This window comes from Bradyrhizobium sp. CCBAU 45384 (assembly GCF_028128665.1).
Taxonomy (GTDB): domain Bacteria; phylum Pseudomonadota; class Alphaproteobacteria; order Rhizobiales; family Xanthobacteraceae; genus Bradyrhizobium; species Bradyrhizobium manausense.
Genome location: NZ_LBIZ01000117.1, coordinates 469,358 through 485,261, shown reverse-complemented (window position 1 = coordinate 485,261; position 15,904 = coordinate 469,358). Strand labels below are relative to the sequence as shown.

11 protein-coding genes are annotated in these 15,904 nt (G+C 64.2%); 4 read left to right on the top strand and 7 right to left on the bottom strand.

What is annotated here, in order from left to right:
* Positions 1-59 precede the first annotated feature (59 nt).
* From XH80_RS33695 to XH80_RS33685, 3 genes are all read right to left on the bottom strand, one after another.
* A complete protein-coding gene (locus tag XH80_RS33695; protein WP_271602315.1) occupies positions 60-389 on the bottom strand; it encodes a cupredoxin domain-containing protein in 330 nt (109 codons plus the stop codon).
* A 24-nt stretch (positions 390-413) separates the two neighbouring features.
* Positions 414-1,358: a metallophosphoesterase family protein gene (locus XH80_RS33690; RefSeq protein ID WP_271602314.1), complete on the bottom strand. Its 945-nt coding sequence runs from the start codon at positions 1,356-1,358 to the stop codon at positions 414-416.
* 251 nt (positions 1,359-1,609) lie between these two features.
* Positions 1,610-3,229 carry a GMC family oxidoreductase gene (locus XH80_RS33685; protein ID WP_271602313.1) on the bottom strand — a complete coding sequence of 540 codons (1,620 nt, stop codon included), beginning with the start codon at positions 3,227-3,229 and terminating at the stop codon, positions 1,610-1,612.
* A gap of 203 nt (positions 3,230-3,432) precedes the next feature.
* Here XH80_RS33685 and XH80_RS33680 point away from each other — a divergent pair, with 203 nt between their 5' ends.
* Positions 3,433-4,605, top strand: a complete 1,173-nt coding sequence (locus tag XH80_RS33680; RefSeq protein WP_271602312.1) for a M20 aminoacylase family protein — start codon at positions 3,433-3,435, stop codon at positions 4,603-4,605.
* A 75-nt stretch (positions 4,606-4,680) separates the two neighbouring features.
* Here the strand turns inward: XH80_RS33680 and XH80_RS33675 are convergent, their stop codons facing one another.
* The 3 genes from XH80_RS33675 to XH80_RS33665 form a co-directional block, all read right to left on the bottom strand.
* Complete coding sequence (locus XH80_RS33675) at positions 4,681-6,303, bottom strand: inorganic phosphate transporter (RefSeq protein ID WP_271602311.1); 1,623 nt, start codon at positions 6,301-6,303, stop codon at positions 4,681-4,683.
* Positions 6,304-6,407: 104 nt separating this feature from the next.
* A complete protein-coding gene (locus tag XH80_RS33670; protein ID WP_271602310.1) occupies positions 6,408-7,850 on the bottom strand; it encodes a UdgX family uracil-DNA binding protein in 1,443 nt (480 codons plus the stop codon).
* Positions 7,850-9,085, bottom strand: coding sequence for a putative DNA modification/repair radical SAM protein (locus XH80_RS33665; RefSeq protein WP_271602309.1), 1,236 nt, complete (start codon positions 9,083-9,085; stop codon positions 7,850-7,852). The genes XH80_RS33670 and XH80_RS33665 overlap by 1 nt, the downstream gene beginning before the upstream one ends.
* A 160-nt stretch (positions 9,086-9,245) precedes the next feature.
* Here XH80_RS33665 and XH80_RS33660 point away from each other — a divergent pair, with 160 nt between their 5' ends.
* From XH80_RS33660 to XH80_RS33650, 3 genes are read left to right on the top strand one after another with little or no spacing between them, the layout of a single operon-like run.
* Positions 9,246-10,022, top strand: coding sequence for an ImuA family protein (locus tag XH80_RS33660; RefSeq protein WP_271602308.1), 777 nt, complete (start codon positions 9,246-9,248; stop codon positions 10,020-10,022).
* Positions 9,919-11,514, top strand: coding sequence for a Y-family DNA polymerase (locus tag XH80_RS33655; RefSeq protein WP_271602307.1), 1,596 nt, complete (start codon positions 9,919-9,921; stop codon positions 11,512-11,514). Before XH80_RS33660 ends, XH80_RS33655 begins: the two co-directional genes overlap by 104 nt.
* On the top strand, positions 11,511-14,960 hold the full coding sequence (locus tag XH80_RS33650) for an error-prone DNA polymerase (RefSeq protein WP_271602306.1): 3,450 nt from the start codon (positions 11,511-11,513) through the stop codon (positions 14,958-14,960). Before XH80_RS33655 ends, XH80_RS33650 begins: the two co-directional genes overlap by 4 nt.
* 146 nt (positions 14,961-15,106) lie before the next feature.
* Here the strand turns inward: XH80_RS33650 and XH80_RS33645 are convergent, their stop codons facing one another.
* Positions 15,107-15,877, bottom strand: a complete 771-nt coding sequence (locus tag XH80_RS33645; RefSeq protein WP_271602305.1) for an SDR family NAD(P)-dependent oxidoreductase — start codon at positions 15,875-15,877, stop codon at positions 15,107-15,109.
* Between the last annotated feature and the right edge of the window lie 27 nt (positions 15,878-15,904).

Sequence of the window (15,904 nt, the reverse complement as noted above, 5' to 3'; positions counted from 1 at the left end):
GAGCCCGGCCGGTGTGCGACCACCGGCCGGGCAAGACAGAGATGCCTTGGTTGGAGACGTTACTCAACCTTGATCATCCCGGTCATGTGCGGGTGCAACGAACAAAAATACTTGTAGTCGCCCGCGTCGGTGAAGGTGAACGTGAACTTGTCGTCGGTATCCAGGGTTTTTGACCGGAACTTGCCGGCCGACACCACTGTGTGCGGGATGTCGTCCCGGTTGGTCCAGGTCACGGTCGTGCCGAGCTTGATGTTGAGCTCCGGCGGTTGGAAGACGAAATTGTCGATATGCACCTCCATGGCGTTGTCGTCGGCACGGGCGATCGTGACGGGGAGCAGGATGGCCGCGGCCACAGCGACGGAAAAGTCGCGGCGATTGAGTGTCTTCATGGTCAGCTTCTCTTCAACCTTGGATCAACCTTGGAGCGGCGTGTCGATGATGGCGAGCCGCTGCTCGTTCTGCTTGAAGTTGACGCTGGCGACCCCGAGCATCGATCGGAGCTTGGCGTCCTCGACCTTCATCGGCCCGGGCGAGGCGGCGGTGCCGGGCGCCGGCTGCGGGAAGGCGGTGGAGCGCGCGGTGTGGAAGGTGACGTTGCCCTCGACCTTCTGCATCACCTGATGGATGTGGCCGTTGAGCACGGTGACCGAGCCGAAGCCCTTGACGTATTCGAGCGCGCGGCCGCCGTCCTCGGTGCCCCAGCCCCATTCCGGATAGACGGTCCAGAGCGGGATATGGGCGAACAGCACGATCGGCGTCGACTTCGACTTGCCGCGGAGGTCGTCCTCGAGCCAGGCGAGCTGCTCGGTGCCGAGATTGCCGAGACCGCCGGCCTTGAGATCGACGACGTTGACGAGCCCGATGAAGTGCACGCCGCCGGCATCGAAGGAGTACCATCCCTGTCCCTTGGTGCCGCGGCCGTAACGATCGCGATAGAACTTCACCTCCTCGTCGAGGAAGTCATGCTCGCCGGGCACGTAGTGCACATCCAGCTTGGACTGCGAGATGATGCGGTCGGCATTGTCGAACTCGGCTGCCTTGGACAGATGGGTGATGTCGCCGGTGTGGATCATGAACGACGGCTTGGCCGGCATCGCATTGATCTTGCCTACGGCTTCCTCAAGCGTGCCGAGCGCATTGGGATTCGCCGGCTTGTCGAAGCCGACATGGCTGTCGCTGATCTGGAGGAAGGTCATGCCGGGCGCGGCGGCCGTTGCGGCCTCAGCGGAATCGATGATGCCAAGCGAGCGCGGCACGCCGCCAGTGATGGTCCAGAGCACCCCGGTGCCGGCCCATGTCATGCATTCGAGCACCTTGCGGCGGCTGACGCCGTCGTCCCCATGATTGTGTCCGCTCATCGCAACGTCTCCCTTGGCCCTGAATTGGGCTTCGGGGAGGTGATCGGGGGAGGGGAGGACTTATTCCCGAATGCGATGACGATTTCGTGAGGTAGTTTCGTGGCCCGGACGCGCTGCAACGCGAAGCGTTGCTTCGCAGAGCCGGGACCCAACAGAAAGCCGAGCGGCGCGCCGTGAGATGGCCCCCGGCTCAGCAGCGCATCACTGCGTGCTGCGCTGCGTCCGGGGGCACGAGAGCAATGGCAGGGCTACTACTTCGCATCCTCCAAAATCATCGCAGCCCCCTTCTCGGCGATCATCGCCGTCGGGGTATTGGTGTTGCCCGAGGTGATCGTCGGCATGATCGAGGCATCGACGACGCGTAGGCCGCCGAGGCCATAGAAGCGCAGGCGTTCGTCGACGACGGCCATGGGATCGTTCGCCGCTCCCATCTTGGCCGTGCCGACGGGATGGAAGATGGTGGTGCCGATGTCGCCGGCGGCTTTTGCCAGCGAGGCGTCGTCGTCTCCGACGGTGGGTCCAGGCAGATATTCTGTCGGTCGATATTTCGCCAGCGCCTTCTGCTGCATCAGGCGGCGCGTGGTGCGGATCGCGTCGGCGCCGACCTGGCGGTCGTCGTCGGTCGACAGATAGTTCGGCGCGATGATCGGCTTGTCGTCCGGGCTCGCCGAGCGCAGCCGCACGGTGCCGCGCGAGGTCGGCTGGAGATTGCAGGCGCTGACCGTGATCGCCGGGAAGCGGTGCAAGGGATCGCCGAACTTGTCGAGCGACAGCGGTTGCACGTGGAACTGGATGTTCGCGCGCGCGCGCGTTGCGTCAGACCGCGTGAAGATGCCGAGCTGCGACGGCGCCATGGTCAGCGGGCCACGGCGGCGGAAGGCATAGTCGAGACCCATCAGGCCGCGGCGGAACAGGTTGTAGTAGGTCTCGTTCAGGGTTCGCACGCCCTCGACCTTGTAGATCGCGCGCTGCTGGAGGTGGTCCTGCAGATTGCGCCCCACGCCGGGCTTGTCCATCACGATGTCGATGCCGAGCGGCGACAGCCAGTCGGCCGGCCCGATGCCGGAGCGATGCAGCACCTGCACCGAGCCGATCGAGCCCGCGGAGAGGATCACCTCGCGTTTTGCACGTGCCTCGACGATCTCGCCGTTCTGGAAGAAGCGCACGCCGACGGCGCGGCCCTGTTCGATGATCAGGCGGTCGACCAGCACATGCATTTCGAGCCGAAGATTGCGACGCCTCAAGGCCGGCTTGAGGAAGCCGCGCGCCGACGACCAACGCCGGCCGCGCTTCTGGTTGACGTGGAAATAGCTGGTGCCCTCGTTGTCACCGGTGTTGAAGTCAGGAATGCGCTTGATGCCCATCTCCTCGGCTGCATCGCCGACGGCGTCGAGAACATCCCAGGACAGCCGCGGCGCCTCGATGCGCCAGCCGCCGCCGGCGCCGTGATGCTCGCTGGCGCCGAGGAAGTGGTCTTCCAGCCGCTTGAACAGCGGCAGCACGTCATCGTAGCCCCAGCCGGTCATGCCGAGCTGGCGCCAATGATCGTAATCGGCAGCCTGGCCGCGCATCGAGATCATGGCGTTGATCGCCGAGCAGCCGCCGATCACCTTGCCGCGGGGATAGGCGAGCGAGCGGCCATTCAGGCCTGGCTCGGCCTCGGTCTTGAACATCCAGTCGGCGCGCGGATTGCCGATGGCAAAGAGGTAGCCGACCGGAATGTGGAACCAGATCCAGTTGTCGTCACCCCCGGCCTCGAGAATGAGGACGCGGTTTGCTGATACGGCCGACAGCCTGTTGGCGAGGATGCAGCCGGCCGTGCCGGCGCCGACGACGATGTAGTCAAACTCACCTTCGAGCCGCCTTGGCATTTCTGCTTTCCATCCCACCAGGCATCAGGCCCGGGCTTGTCCCGGGCATCCACGCGCTTTCTGTCCTAATAGGCAGACGTGGGTGGCCGGGACAAGCCCGGCCATGACGAGAGGACAGGGCTACCCTCGATCTGCGGCAGTTAGGTGGACTGGCGCTTGCATGGTAGACGGGCTTGTATTTTCAACAGAGCTCGAGATCCTCCATGCCCATCGTGAACCGCGTCGCCGACCTTCAACCCGATATCCAGGCCTGGCGGCGGGACATCCACCAGCATCCCGAGCTGCTGTATGACGTCCACCGCACCGCAGCATTCGTGGCGGATCGCCTGCGCGAGTTTGGCTGCGACGAGGTTGTGACCGGCATTGGCCAGACCGGCGTGGTCGGCGTGATCAAGGGCAAGAAGCCCGCCGGCGAGGGGCTCAAGGCGATCGGCATGCGCGCCGACATGGACGCGTTGCCTGTCGACGAGCAGACCAACCTGCCTTACGCCTCGAAGACGCCGGGCAAGATGCACGCCTGCGGCCACGACGGCCACACTGCGATGCTGTTAGGGGCCGCGCGCTATCTCGCCGAGACCCGCAATTTCGCCGGCGACGCCGTCGTGATCTTCCAGCCGGCCGAGGAGGGCGGCGCCGGCGGAGCGGCGATGGTCAAGGACGGCATGATGGAGCGCTTCGGCATCGAGCAGGTCTACGGCATGCACAACGGCCCCGGCATTCCGATCGGCTCCTTCGCGATCCGGCCCGGCCCGATCATGGCGTCGACCGACGAGGTCGATTTCATTATCGAGGGCCTCGGAGGCCATGCCGCGCGTCCGCACAAATGCGTCGATTCCGTTCTCGTGGGCGCGCAGCTGATCACCGCCTTGCAGTCGATCGTCTCGCGCAGCGTCGATCCCCTTGAATCGGCCGTGATCTCGATCTGCGAATTCCACGCCGGCAATGCCCGCAACGTCATTCCGCAAACGGCGACGTTGCGGGGCACGATCCGCACGCTGACGCCTGATGTGCGCAAGCTGGTCGAGAAGCGGGTGCGCGAAGTCGTGGCGGGCGTCGCCCAGATCACCGGCGCAAAGATCGACCTGCACTACAAGCGCGGTTATCCCGTCGTGAACAATCACGCCGCGCAGACCGAGGTAGCGATGCGTATCGCGAGGCAAGTCGCGGGCGATACCAATGTGGTGGAGATGTCGCCGATGATGGGCGGCGAGGATTTTGCCTACATGCTGGAAGCGCGCCCCGGTGCCTTCATCTTCTGCGGCAACGGCGACAGCGCCGGCCTGCATCACCCCGCCTACAATTTCAACGACGAGGCGATCGTGTTCGGCACGTCCTACTGGGTCAAGCTGGTCGAGGAACAGCTCGCAGCGTCATGACGCGCTGAGCTGAGGCACAACTGAAGAGGGCCGGTGCATCGCACGGGCCCTTTTTGTTGGCATGTCTCTCGCGGCTCAGAACACGTGCGAGAACAGGTAGTACAGCACGCCCGAGATGATCATCGCGGCCGGCAGGGTCAGCACCCAGGCCATGGCGATGTTGCGGATCGTCGCCCATTGCAGGCCTGAGCCGTTGGCGGCCATGGTGCCGGCGATGCCTGATGACAGCACGTGGGTGGTCGAGACCGGCAGGCCGTAGACGTCGGCGGCGGCAATGGTGGCGGCCGCGGTGATCTCGGCGCAGGCGCCTTGCGCATAGGTCAGGTGCGTCTTGCCGATCTTCTCGCCGACGGTGACAACGATGCGCTTCCAGCCGACCATGGTGCCGAGACCAAGCGCGATGGCGACGACGATCTTCACCCAGCCGGGGATGAACTTCGTCGCGCTGTCGAGCGAGCCCTTGTAGGCGTTGAGCACGGCGACGTCGGCGGCGCTGAGCTCGGCTTCCTTGTCCTTCATCAGGAAGCGCAGCGCTTCCGATGCGAGGTACATGTCGTTGCGGGTGTTGCCGACGAGGTCGGCGGGCACCTTGGCGAGCGAACCGTAGGTGCTCACCTGCTTGGCGATGTCGCGCACCAGCACGGCGAGCGATGGGAACGTACCGCCAGTGACCTCGCGCTGCGCGACAAAGTTGGTCACGGCCGGTCGCGGATTGCCGATCACGCTGTAGCCGGCGGCCTTGCCCTCGATGATCCTGCTGGCGGCTTCCGAGTTCTGGATGAACGTGGCGATCTGGCTTTCTGGCAGCGCGCGGTTGAGCGCGTAGGCGGTCGGCACCGTGCCGATCAGGATCAGCATGATCAGGCCCATGCCCTTCTGACCGTCATTGGAGCCGTGGAAGAAGCTCACCAGCGTGCAGGTGAGGATCAGGATGCCGCGAATCCACCAAGGCGGCGGCTGGTCGCCCTTCGGCTCGCCGAACAGAGCGGGCGTGGCGCGCAGCAACACGGTGCGCAGGATCAGCAGCAGGCCGGCGGCGAGCGCGAAGCCGAACAGCGGCGACAGCAGCAGCGCCTTGCCGATATTGGTGGCCTGGGTCCAGTCGACGCCGGAGGTGCCGCTGCGGCCATGCAGGACCGCGTTCATGATGCCGACGCCCATGATCGAGCCGATCAGGGTGTGCGAGCTCGAGGCCGGCAGGCCGAAATACCAGGTGCCGACGTTCCAGATGATGGCGGCGATCAGCAGCGCGAACACCATCGCGAAGCCCGCGCTGGAGCCGACCTGGAGGATCAGTTCGACCGGCAGCAGCGAGACGATGCCGAACGCGACCGCGCCCGAGGACAGCAGCACACCGAACAGGTTGAACATGCCGGACCACACCACGGCGAGGTGGGCGGGCAGCGAGCGGGTGTAGATCACGGTCGCCACGGCGTTGGCCGTATCGTGGAAGCCGTTCACGAACTCGAAGCCGAGTGCGATCAGGAGCGCGACGAAGAGCAGGAGGAACGGAGCGAAGGTCTTGACCTGGGCGCCGGAGGCATCGACGTCGACCCAGATGCTGTAGGCGACGAAGAGCAACGCGGCGGCGATCACGCCCATGTAGATCACGCCGGTGAGCGGATGAAATCCACGATTGAGGTCTGGCCCCTTACTCAAGGCAGGCTCGATCGAGCCCGGCAAAGCAACGTCACTCATTGGAAATTCTCCTGTCCCAAGGCCCCGATTTTGCGCGCGGCATGTGACAGGCGGTTGAAAAGGCGGGAGTTCTCTACGGCCTGTTGCTGCGCATCGGAGCCGCGTCAGGCGGCGCGCGGGGCTTTCTTCTGCAACGCGGCGGCAATCTTCAGGTCTTCGACAAAGCGCTGATATTCCATCGCCTTCGCCTCGGGATCGGGTAACCGCAGCAAATAGGACGGATGCACCGTCACAAGAGCCTTGCGTCCGTCGGTGAGGTCTATGAGCCGGCCGCGGGTCTTGCCGATGGGCGTGATCTTGCCGAACACGCTTTGCGCGGCGGTCGCGCCCATCGCAACGATGAGGTTGGGCTGGATTGCCGAAACTTCCCGCTCATACCATTGCCTGCAGGCTTTGATCTCTGGTGTTGCCGGCTTCTGGTGCAGGCGGATCTTTCCGCGCGGCACGAATTTGAAGTGCTTCACGGCGTTGGTGACATAGACCTTCTTGCGGTCGACGCCGGCCTCCGCAAGCGCGCGGTCGAGCATCTGGCCGGCCGGGCCGACGAAGGGATGGCCGGCGAGGTCCTCCTTGTCGCCGGGCTGCTCGCCGACCAGCATGATGGTGGCGTTCTCAGGGCCTTCGCCGAACACTGTCTGCGTCGCATTCTTGTAGAGTGGGCAGGCGCGACAATGCGCAGCCTCTTCGCGAAGCGTTTCGAGATCGTCGGCGGCAGGTTTACGTTTCATCGGAGCCTCCGGCCGTTTCTGAGGCTTGTGCGGATCGGTTGCGGCGTTGGCGATCATGGCGCCGGTCATGCGCTCGGCGTCCTCGATCAAGGGCTTAATGATCGAAGCCTCGGGCAGGTTCCTCCAGTATTTTTTCGGCATCTCCGTCTGCATCGCTTTCACCTTCAGGCGTGCCGGATTGAAGATGCTGGCGTAATAGCGCCGCCAGGTTTCCTCCAGCCGGTCTTCGCCCGGTGCTTCGCTCTTGCTCACGCCCGGCGTGAACGAGAGCGCATGGCCGTCCCAATGCGCGCAGAGATCGGGCGTCAGGATCGACCAGGGCATGTCGGCAAAGCGTCTTGCGAAGAAGGGCGCCGCGAGCTCGACGATGTGATGTTCCGGCTCGAACCAGGCGACGTAATGGGCGTCGCGCTCGCGGCCGATCTCGCGAAAGCGTACGAAGGCGTGCATCTTGTGCTCGTCGCGATGGACCGCGCGTGCCATCGCCGTGACCAGCGCAACATCAGGATCGGTCGCGACCTCGAGCAGATCGTGATTGTCCTTCAGCCGCCAGAGCAGCCGATAGAGGATCGCAAAGCGCTCGCGATCGCGATGCAGGATTGCCGATTTTGCGAGATCGACGAATTTGCCTGATACATTGAACGTGCCGTCATTCACTTCGAGGATCGGCGACGGTGCGGGCGGCGCAAACAACTCCGCTTCGCCGCCTTGCACGGCCCAGGTGACGTCAGTGGGCCGCACATGATGAAGCACGAGGCTGCGGGCGGCTTTGCGCCAGCCGTCGAAATCGGTTTCGCTGTCGAGGGTCATGTACTGCATCAGAATCCAAACCCCAATTGCGTTGCTTTCGGCTTGAATCGTTCGATCAGTCCGGCAGCATCGAGACGATGCGGCGAAGGGCGGTGATCGCTGAGAATGATGAACGGCAGCGCCTTGTGCCTGGGCACGTGCAGCCGCGCCAGGTCGGAGAGGCGGATCGTGGTGGTGCGCCGCGTCGCGATGATGCGCTCGACCGCCTTGGTGCCGAAGCCCGGCACCCGCAGCAGCTCCTCGCGGCTGGCGCGGTTGACGTCGAGCGGGAAGCGGTCGCGATGGCGCAGCGCCCAGGCAAGCTTCGGATCGATATCGAGCGACAGCATGGCGCTGTCGTCGACGATCTCGCCGACGTCAAAGCCGTAGAAACGCATCAGCCAGTCGGCCTGGTAGAGCCGGTGCTCGCGCAGCAAAGGCGGCTGCACCAGCGGCAAGGCGCGGCTGGCATCGGGGATCGGGCTGAAGGCGGAGTAGTAGACGCGCCGCAGCCGGTAGGAGCCGTAGAGATTGGCGCTGGTGTGGAGGATGGTGTGATCGTTCGCACTGTCGGCGCCGACGATCATCTGCGTGCTTTGGCCGGCCGGCGCGAAACGCTGCGGTCTTGCCTTTGTTTTTTCGTTACGGCCTTCCTCGGCCTCGTCGAGCTTCAGCCGCAGCCGGCCCATGGTGCGGCGGATCGCGCGCACGTCTTTCTCGGGCGCGAATTGCTGCAGGCTCGCGGCTTCAGGCATCTCGATGTTGATGGAGAGACGGTCGGCATATTTGCCGGCCTCCGCGATCAGCGCATCGTCAGCTTCCGGAATTGTCTTGAGATGGATGTAGCCGCGGAAGTGATGCTCCTCGCGCAGCTTTCGCGCGACGCTCACCACTTGCTCCATCGTGTAGTCGGGGCTGCGGATGATGCCGGAGGAGAGAAACAGTCCCTCGATGTAATTGCGCCGGTAGAAGTCCAGCGTCAGCTTGACCACCTCGTCGATGGTGAAGCGGGCGCGCGGCACGTTGGAGGAGGCGCGGTTGACGCAATAGAGGCAATCGTAATTGCAGGCGTTGGTGAGCAGCACCTTGAGCAGCGAGATGCAGCGTCCGTCCGGCGCGTAGGAATGGCAGATGCCCATGGCCGGCGCAGTCGAGCCCATGCCCTTGCCGTCGCTGGAATCCCGCTTCTCGGTGCCGCTGGAGGCGCAGGAGGCATCGTACTTGGCGGCATCCGCGAGAATTTCCAGCTTGCGTTGTATGTCCATGTTTGAATCTCTTTGATTCCGCTCATGAATCTTTGGCGCGCCAATTCGATTGACTCTTCGGCTGCCGTTAGCTTTATATTAGAACATATCATGAACAAATGAGCCAGCCGTTGGTTCTTCTTTTGAAAGCCACGGCATCAATCTTTGAGGAGCGGCGAGCATGAGCGGCGCACGCATGAGCGCGCTTGCGACCTTGCGCAGCCAGATCGAACGGATCGAGACGCATCACCACGACCGCGTCGCGCTCGGTCACGGCGAAGTAGACCGCGCGCTGAAAGGCGGGCTCGCGCGCGCGGCGATCCACGAGGTGTTTTGCGAAGGGCGCCAGGGCGCGGCCGCAACGGGCTTTGTCACCGGGCTTGCGGGCCGCGTCACGACGCAGCGGCCGCTGCTATGGGTGCGGCAGGATTTCTCGGAGATCGAGACCGGCGCGCTGTCGATGAGCGGGCTCGCCGAGCTCGGCCTCGATCCGCGCCGCGTGGTGATGGTGCGTGCGGCTGACGTGGAGAGCGCGCTGCGCACCTCGGCCGATGCGCTCGCCTGCGATGCGCTCGGCGCCGTCGTGCTCGAGCTCTGGGGCGAGATCAGACAGTTCGACCTGGTGGCGAGCCGCAAGCTGACGCTGGCTGCGCAAGGCTCAGGCGTCACTGGCCTGTTGCTGCGGATGGCGGCGCAGCCGCTGCCGTCAACCGCGGAGACGCGCTGGATGCTGCGCGCGGCGCATTCACCGCCAGGATCGGTTTGGGATGTCTGGGGCGCGCCGCGCTTCGATGTCGAGCTGTTGCGCAATCGTCATGGCCCGTGTGGCCGGTGGATCATGGAATGGAAATGTGATGAGCGCCAGTTCAGTGAACCGTCGGCGTATCCTCAGCCTGTGGCTGCCGCGCCTGCCCATCGACCGGATCCAGCGCTTCTTCAGCAGCGCCGGGCTGGGTAAGAATAACAATGAGCCGAACATTGTCGTCATCAAGGACGTCAATGCATTGGTAATCCATGCGCTGGACGAGGCCGCAGAGCGCCTCGGCCTGTATATCGGCCAACCGCTGGCCAATGCGAGGGCGATGTGCCCAGATTTGAAAGTGTTCGACGCCGATGTCGTGGCTGATGCGAAGACGCTCAGCGACATCGCCGATTGGTGCGACCGCTTCACCCCGCTGGTGGCGCTCGATCCGCCGCATGGGCTGTTCCTTGATATCACCGGCTGCGCGCATCTGTTCGGCGGCGAGGCTGCCTTGTTGCAGACGCTGGTCCGGGCGCTCGGTCGACAAGGCTTTGCCGTCAGTGCGGCCATCGCCGGCACGTCGGTCTGCGCGCGCACGCTGACGCGGCAGGCCACGGGCAGCATCGTTGCCGATGGCGAAGAGGCGGCGGCGATCGACCGGTTTCCGGTGTCCGCGCTCGGTGCGGACGAAGCGATCACCACCGGCCTGCGCCGCGCCGGCCTGAAAACCATCGGCGATGTCGCATCGCGCAACGCCTCCGAAATCACGGCGCGGTTCGGCGCGCGGTTTTCCACGCTGCTCGCGCATGCGCTGGGGCAGGGCGATGCGCCGATCAGCCCGCGCAAGCCGCTGCCCGATTACATCGTGGAAAAACGCTTTGCCGAGCCGATCGCGACCGACACCATGATCGCGATGACGCTGTCGCGGCTCGCTGACACGTTGATCGCGTCCATGGAGAAGCAGGGCAAGGGCGCGCGGCGGCTGGAAGCTGCGTTCTTCCGCACCGACGGCGTGGTGCGCGCGATCATGGTCGAGACCGGGCGTCCGGTGACGCGAAGCGCCGTCATTGACCGGCTGTTCCGCGAACGGCTCGATGCGCTCGCCGATCCGCTCGATCCCGGCTTCGGCTTCGACATGGTGCGGCTGTCGGCGAGCCGCACCGAGATCGTGGTGCAGGAGCAGCGCGATCTCGATGCCCATGTCCATGACAATGACGAGCTCGCCGCGCTGATCGACCGCATTGCCGCGCGGATCGGCGGAAAGCGCGTCGTCGTGCATCTGCCGCAGGATACCCATATCCCCGAGCAGGCGGTGCTGGCCGCGCCAGCCCAGCATCATCTCGCTGCCGCCATGCAGGCCGAATGGCCAGATCGTGCCGAGGGCGAGCCGCCGCTGCGCCCCCTCAGGCTGTTCGACCAGCCGGAGCCGGTCAGCGTGCCGTTCGCGACCGTGCCCGATGGCCCGCCGCATCAATTCACCTGGCGGCGCGCGAAACATGCGGTGGTGCGGGTGGAAGGACCCGAACGCATCGCGATGGAATGGTGGCGGCAGGACGGCAAGCAGCTGACGCGGGATTATTTCCGCATCGAGGACGCCGAAGGCCTGCGCTTCTGGATTTTCCGCGACGGTCTTTATGAAGGGGAGGTGGTCGACGCCGACGGCGAGCCCGCTCCGCCTCGCTGGTATGTGCACGGTCTCTTCGCATGAACATTCCTGCCTATGCCGAGATCGGCATCACCACCAATTTCTCCTTCCTGCGCGGCGGATCGGATCCGCGCGCCTATGTGCATCAGGCCAGCAAGCTCGGCATTCCCGCGATCGGCATTGCCGACCACAACACGCTCGCCGGCGTGGTGCGGGCCTGGAACGAGCTCGGCAATGACAAGGTGCTGCACAAGCCAAAGCTGCTGATCGGTGCGCGCATCGTCTTCATCGACGGCACACCCGACATTTTCGTCTATCCGCGCGATCGCGCCGCCTATGGCCGGCTCTGCCAGCTCCTGACCCGCGGCAAGCGCGGCGACGACATCACCCGGATCGAGAAGGGCGAGTGCCATCTCGGCTTCGCTGATCTCTTGGAGTTTGCGGAAGGCCAGCTCCTGATCCTGACGCTGTCGCACCGGTTCGATGATGCGCAAGCGCTGGATGTGCTTGCAAAGCTGAAAGCAAGCCGCGCCGAGGGCGTGTGGCTGGCGGCGAGCCTGATCTATCGCGGCGACGATCGCCGCCGCCTGGCGCGGCTCGACGATCTCGCCGCCAAAGCAAAAGTGCCGCTGCTCGCGACCAACGAGGTGCTTTATCACGATCCCGGCCGGCGTCCCCTCCAGGACGTGCTCACCTGTATCCGGGAAAAGACCACGATCGAGGCGGTCGGACGCAAGCTGGAAGCCAATGCCGAGCGCTTTCTGAAGACGCCCCGCGAAATGGCGCGGCTGTTCCGTGATGTCCCAGAGGCGATCTCGGAGACCATGCGTTTTGCGGACAGGATCGAGTTCTCGCTCGACCAGCTCAGATACCAATACCCTGATGAGCCGGTGCCGCCGGGCAAGACCGCGCAGGGACATCTGGAGGATCTGACCTGGGCAGGCGTCGACAAATATTTTGGCGGCAAGATCGACGACAAGCTGCGTGCAACGCTCAAGAAAGAGCTCGCGCTGATATCAGAGCTGAAATACGCGCATTACTTCCTCACCGTGCACGACATCGTCCATTACGCGCGCAGCCAGAACATTCTGTGCCAGGGGCGGGGATCGGCGGCGAATTCGGCCGTCTGCTACGTGCTCGGCATTACCTCGGTCGATCCGACCAAGGTCGATCTGTTGTTCGAGCGTTTCATCTCCAAGGAGCGGCTGGAGCCGCCCGATATCGACGTCGATTTCGAGCATTCGCGGCGTGAGGAGGTGATGCAATATGTCTATCGCCGCTATGGCCGCCACCGCGCCGCGATCATCGCCACCGTCATCCACTACCGCCCGCGCAGCGCCATCCGCGACGTCGGCAAGGCGCTCGGCTTGACCGAGGACGTTACCGCTGCGCTCGCCGACACCGTCTGGGGCAGCTGGGGCAAGGGCCTCAACGACATGCAGGTCCGGCAGGCCGGGCTCGATCCACAAAATCCCATGATCAACCTTGCGGTCGAACTTGCGACCGAGCTGATCGAATTCCCGCGCCATCTGTCCCAGCATGTCGGCGGCTATGTGCTGACCCAGGACCGGCTCGACACCTATGTGCCGATCGGCAATGCGGCGATGGACGATCGCACCTTCATCGAATGGGACAAGGACGACGTCGATGCACTCAATATGATGAAGGTCGACGTGCTCGCGCTGGGCATGCTGACCTGCATCAGGAAATGTTTCGATCTGATCGACCAGCACAAGGGCAAACGTTGGGTCCTTGCGACCGTTCCGCAGGATGACCCCAAGGTTTACGACATGCTGTGTGCCGGCGAGTCGCTCGGCGTGTTCCAGGTCGAGAGCCGCGCCCAGATGAACATGCTGCCGCGCCTGAAGCCGCGGACCTTCTACGATCTCGTCATCGAAGTCGCGATCGTGCGCCCGGGGCCGATCCAGGGCGACATGGTGCATCCCTATTTGCGGCGTCGGAACAATCTGGAGAAGGTGACGTATCCCTCGCCATCACCCGAGCACGGTCCCGCGGACGAGCTCTACAAGGTACTGCACAAGACCAAGGGCGTGCCCCTGTTCCAGGAACAGGCGATGCGCATCGCGATCGAGGCGGCGAAATTCACCCCCGAGGAAGCCAATGGCCTGCGCCGCTCGATGGCGACTTTCCGCAATGTCGGCACCATCGGCCAATACGAGGAGAAGCTGATCGGCAACATGGTCGCGCGCGGCTATGATGCCAACTTCGCCAGAAGCTGCTTTGACCAGATCAAGGGTTTTGGCTCCTACGGTTTTCCGGAGAGCCATGCCGCGAGCTTTGCGCAGCTCGTCTACATCTCCTCGTGGCTGAAATATCATCATCCCGACGCATTCTGCTGCGGCCTGTTGAACTCGCAGCCGATGGGCTTTTACGCGCCTGCGCAGATCGTCGGCGATGCCCGCAAGAACGGCGTCGAGGTCCGTGAGATCGATGTGTCCTACAGCTTTGCGCAGAACACGCTGGAGAATACTGACGGCAGATATTGCGCGGTGCGTCTCGGCTTTCGCCAGATCGACGGCTTTCATTGGCTGGATGAGGATGAAGAGAGGCTGAAACGCTTGCAGCTGTCATTCCGGGGCACGCGAAGCGTGAACCCGGAATCTCGAGATTCTCAGGTGCGCATGTGCGCACCAGAGTTCGACGCTGGCGCTTCGCCCCGGAATGACAAAAAAGAAGACTGGGCCGACCGCATCATCAAGGCGCGCAACCGCCGTCCCTTCACCTCGCTCGAAGACTTTGCCCGCGACACGGGTCTGCCCAAGCGCGCGCTGATCCTGCTCGCCGATGCCGACGCGTTCCGCTCGCTCGGGCTCGACCGCCGCGAGGCGCTGTGGCAGGTGCGACGCCTGCCTGACGACGTGGCGCTGCCGCTGTTCGAAGCAGCCACCGCGCGCGAGCAGCCGGACGAGCACGCAAAACCGCTCCCCGTGATGCCGCGTCCCGAACAGGTCGTTGCCGACTATCAGACCATCCGGCTGTCACTCAAAGGCCACCCGATGGAATTCCTGCGCGAGATGTTTTCGCGCGAGCGCATTGTCGCCTGCAAGGAGATCAGCCACGAGAACGAACGGCGGCGCGTTCGCTGTGCCGGCGTGGTGCTGGTGCGGCAGCGGCCGGGCAGCGCCAGCGGCGTCGTGTTCATGACGCTGGAGGACGAAACCGGCATCGCCAATGTCGTGGTCTGGCCCAAGGTCATGGAGCAGTATCGCAAGGAGGTGATGGGCGCGCGCCTCATCGAGGTTCAGGGCTACATCCAGAGCAGCCCCGAAAAGGTGACGCATCTGATCGCGCAGCGCATGATCGACCGCTCGCACGATCTGGTCGGCCTCGCCAACGATGCGCTGAGCCGCAAGCATCCGGCGCCATCAGGCGCGACTGTGGTCGAGCCGCTCAACGACGACCGGCGCGACCACGCCGATATGGCGGCGCAAAAAATCCGCCACCCCCGCAACGTCCGCATCCTGCCGCCGTCGCGGGATTTCCATTGAGGTGGGGCGCGGTGCTGCCTCACGCTCAGCTGCCGTAGGGTGGGCAAAGGCGCGAAAGCGCCGTGCCCACCGTTCTTCGTTTTCGTGGAAAGTGGTGGGCACGCTTCGCTTTGCCCACCCTACAACTTGTTTGATGCCGCGCTTCCCTAAAAATTCACCCGGTTCGAGATCGCGCCATCCACGACGAGGTTCGACCCCGTCGTGAATCCCGATACCGGGCTTGCCAGAAACACCGCTGCGCTCGCGATCTCCTGCGGCGTTGCCATGCGCCCGGTCGGATTGCGCTTCATCGCGTCGTTGTAACGCTCGGGCATGTTCTTCTCGATCATCTCCCAGACGCCGCCCTTGAAATAGACCGTGCCGGGCGAGACGACATTCACGCGGATCTTCTTCTTGGCGTATTGCCGCGCCAGACCTTTCGCCATGTGGATCAGCGCCGCCTTGATCGGGCCGTAGGAGCTGGCGAGATCGGCCTGCGCCGCCGAGATCGAGGAGATGATGACGAAGGCAGCATCACCGCTTCTCTCGCCGCTGGCCTCGAGGAACGGCCGTGCCGCGTCGAATGCATGCACGGCGCCGAGCACGTCGAGCCGGAAATTCTGCTCCCATGATGCGGGATCATGGCCTTGCGCCATCGCACCCGCATTGGCGAACAGCAGGTCGATGCCGCCAAGCTCTTTTGCCGCGCCCTCGATCCACGCCTTCAGCGCGGCGCCATCGGTGACGTCAACCGTGCCGCCGGTGGCGTTGATGCCGCTCGCCTTTAATTCAGTAACGGTGGCCGCGACCTGCTCAGCATTGCGCGCGCACACCGCGACATTGCTGCCTTCACCGGCCAGCGTTGCCGCAATCGCCCGCCCGATGCCACGCGTGCCGCCGAGCACGATGGCGTTTTTTCCCTTGAGACCGAGATCCATGGTTTGGGATTCCTTTTTTGTTGATCG

Coding starts and splice junctions, on each gene's coding strand:
- XH80_RS33645 (WP_271602305.1), bottom strand. CDS start 15,877: ATGGATCTCGGTCTCAAGGGAAAAAACGCCATCGTGCTCGGCGGCACG.
- XH80_RS33675 (WP_271602311.1), bottom strand. CDS start 6,303: ATGAGTGACGTTGCTTTGCCGGGCTCGATCGAGCCTGCCTTGAGTAAG.
- XH80_RS33680 (WP_271602312.1), top strand. CDS start 3,433: ATGCCCATCGTGAACCGCGTCGCCGACCTTCAACCCGATATCCAGGCC.
- XH80_RS33665 (WP_271602309.1), bottom strand. CDS start 9,085: ATGGACATACAACGCAAGCTGGAAATTCTCGCGGATGCCGCCAAGTAC.
- XH80_RS33690 (WP_271602314.1), bottom strand. CDS start 1,358: ATGAGCGGACACAATCATGGGGACGACGGCGTCAGCCGCCGCAAGGTG.
- XH80_RS33650 (WP_271602306.1), top strand. CDS start 11,511: ATGAACATTCCTGCCTATGCCGAGATCGGCATCACCACCAATTTCTCC.
- XH80_RS33685 (WP_271602313.1), bottom strand. CDS start 3,229: ATGCCAAGGCGGCTCGAAGGTGAGTTTGACTACATCGTCGTCGGCGCC.
- XH80_RS33695 (WP_271602315.1), bottom strand. CDS start 389: ATGAAGACACTCAATCGCCGCGACTTTTCCGTCGCTGTGGCCGCGGCC.
- XH80_RS33655 (WP_271602307.1), top strand. CDS start 9,919: ATGAGCGCCAGTTCAGTGAACCGTCGGCGTATCCTCAGCCTGTGGCTG.
- XH80_RS33660 (WP_271602308.1), top strand. CDS start 9,246: ATGAGCGGCGCACGCATGAGCGCGCTTGCGACCTTGCGCAGCCAGATC.
- XH80_RS33670 (WP_271602310.1), bottom strand. CDS start 7,850: ATGCAGTACATGACCCTCGACAGCGAAACCGATTTCGACGGCTGGCGC.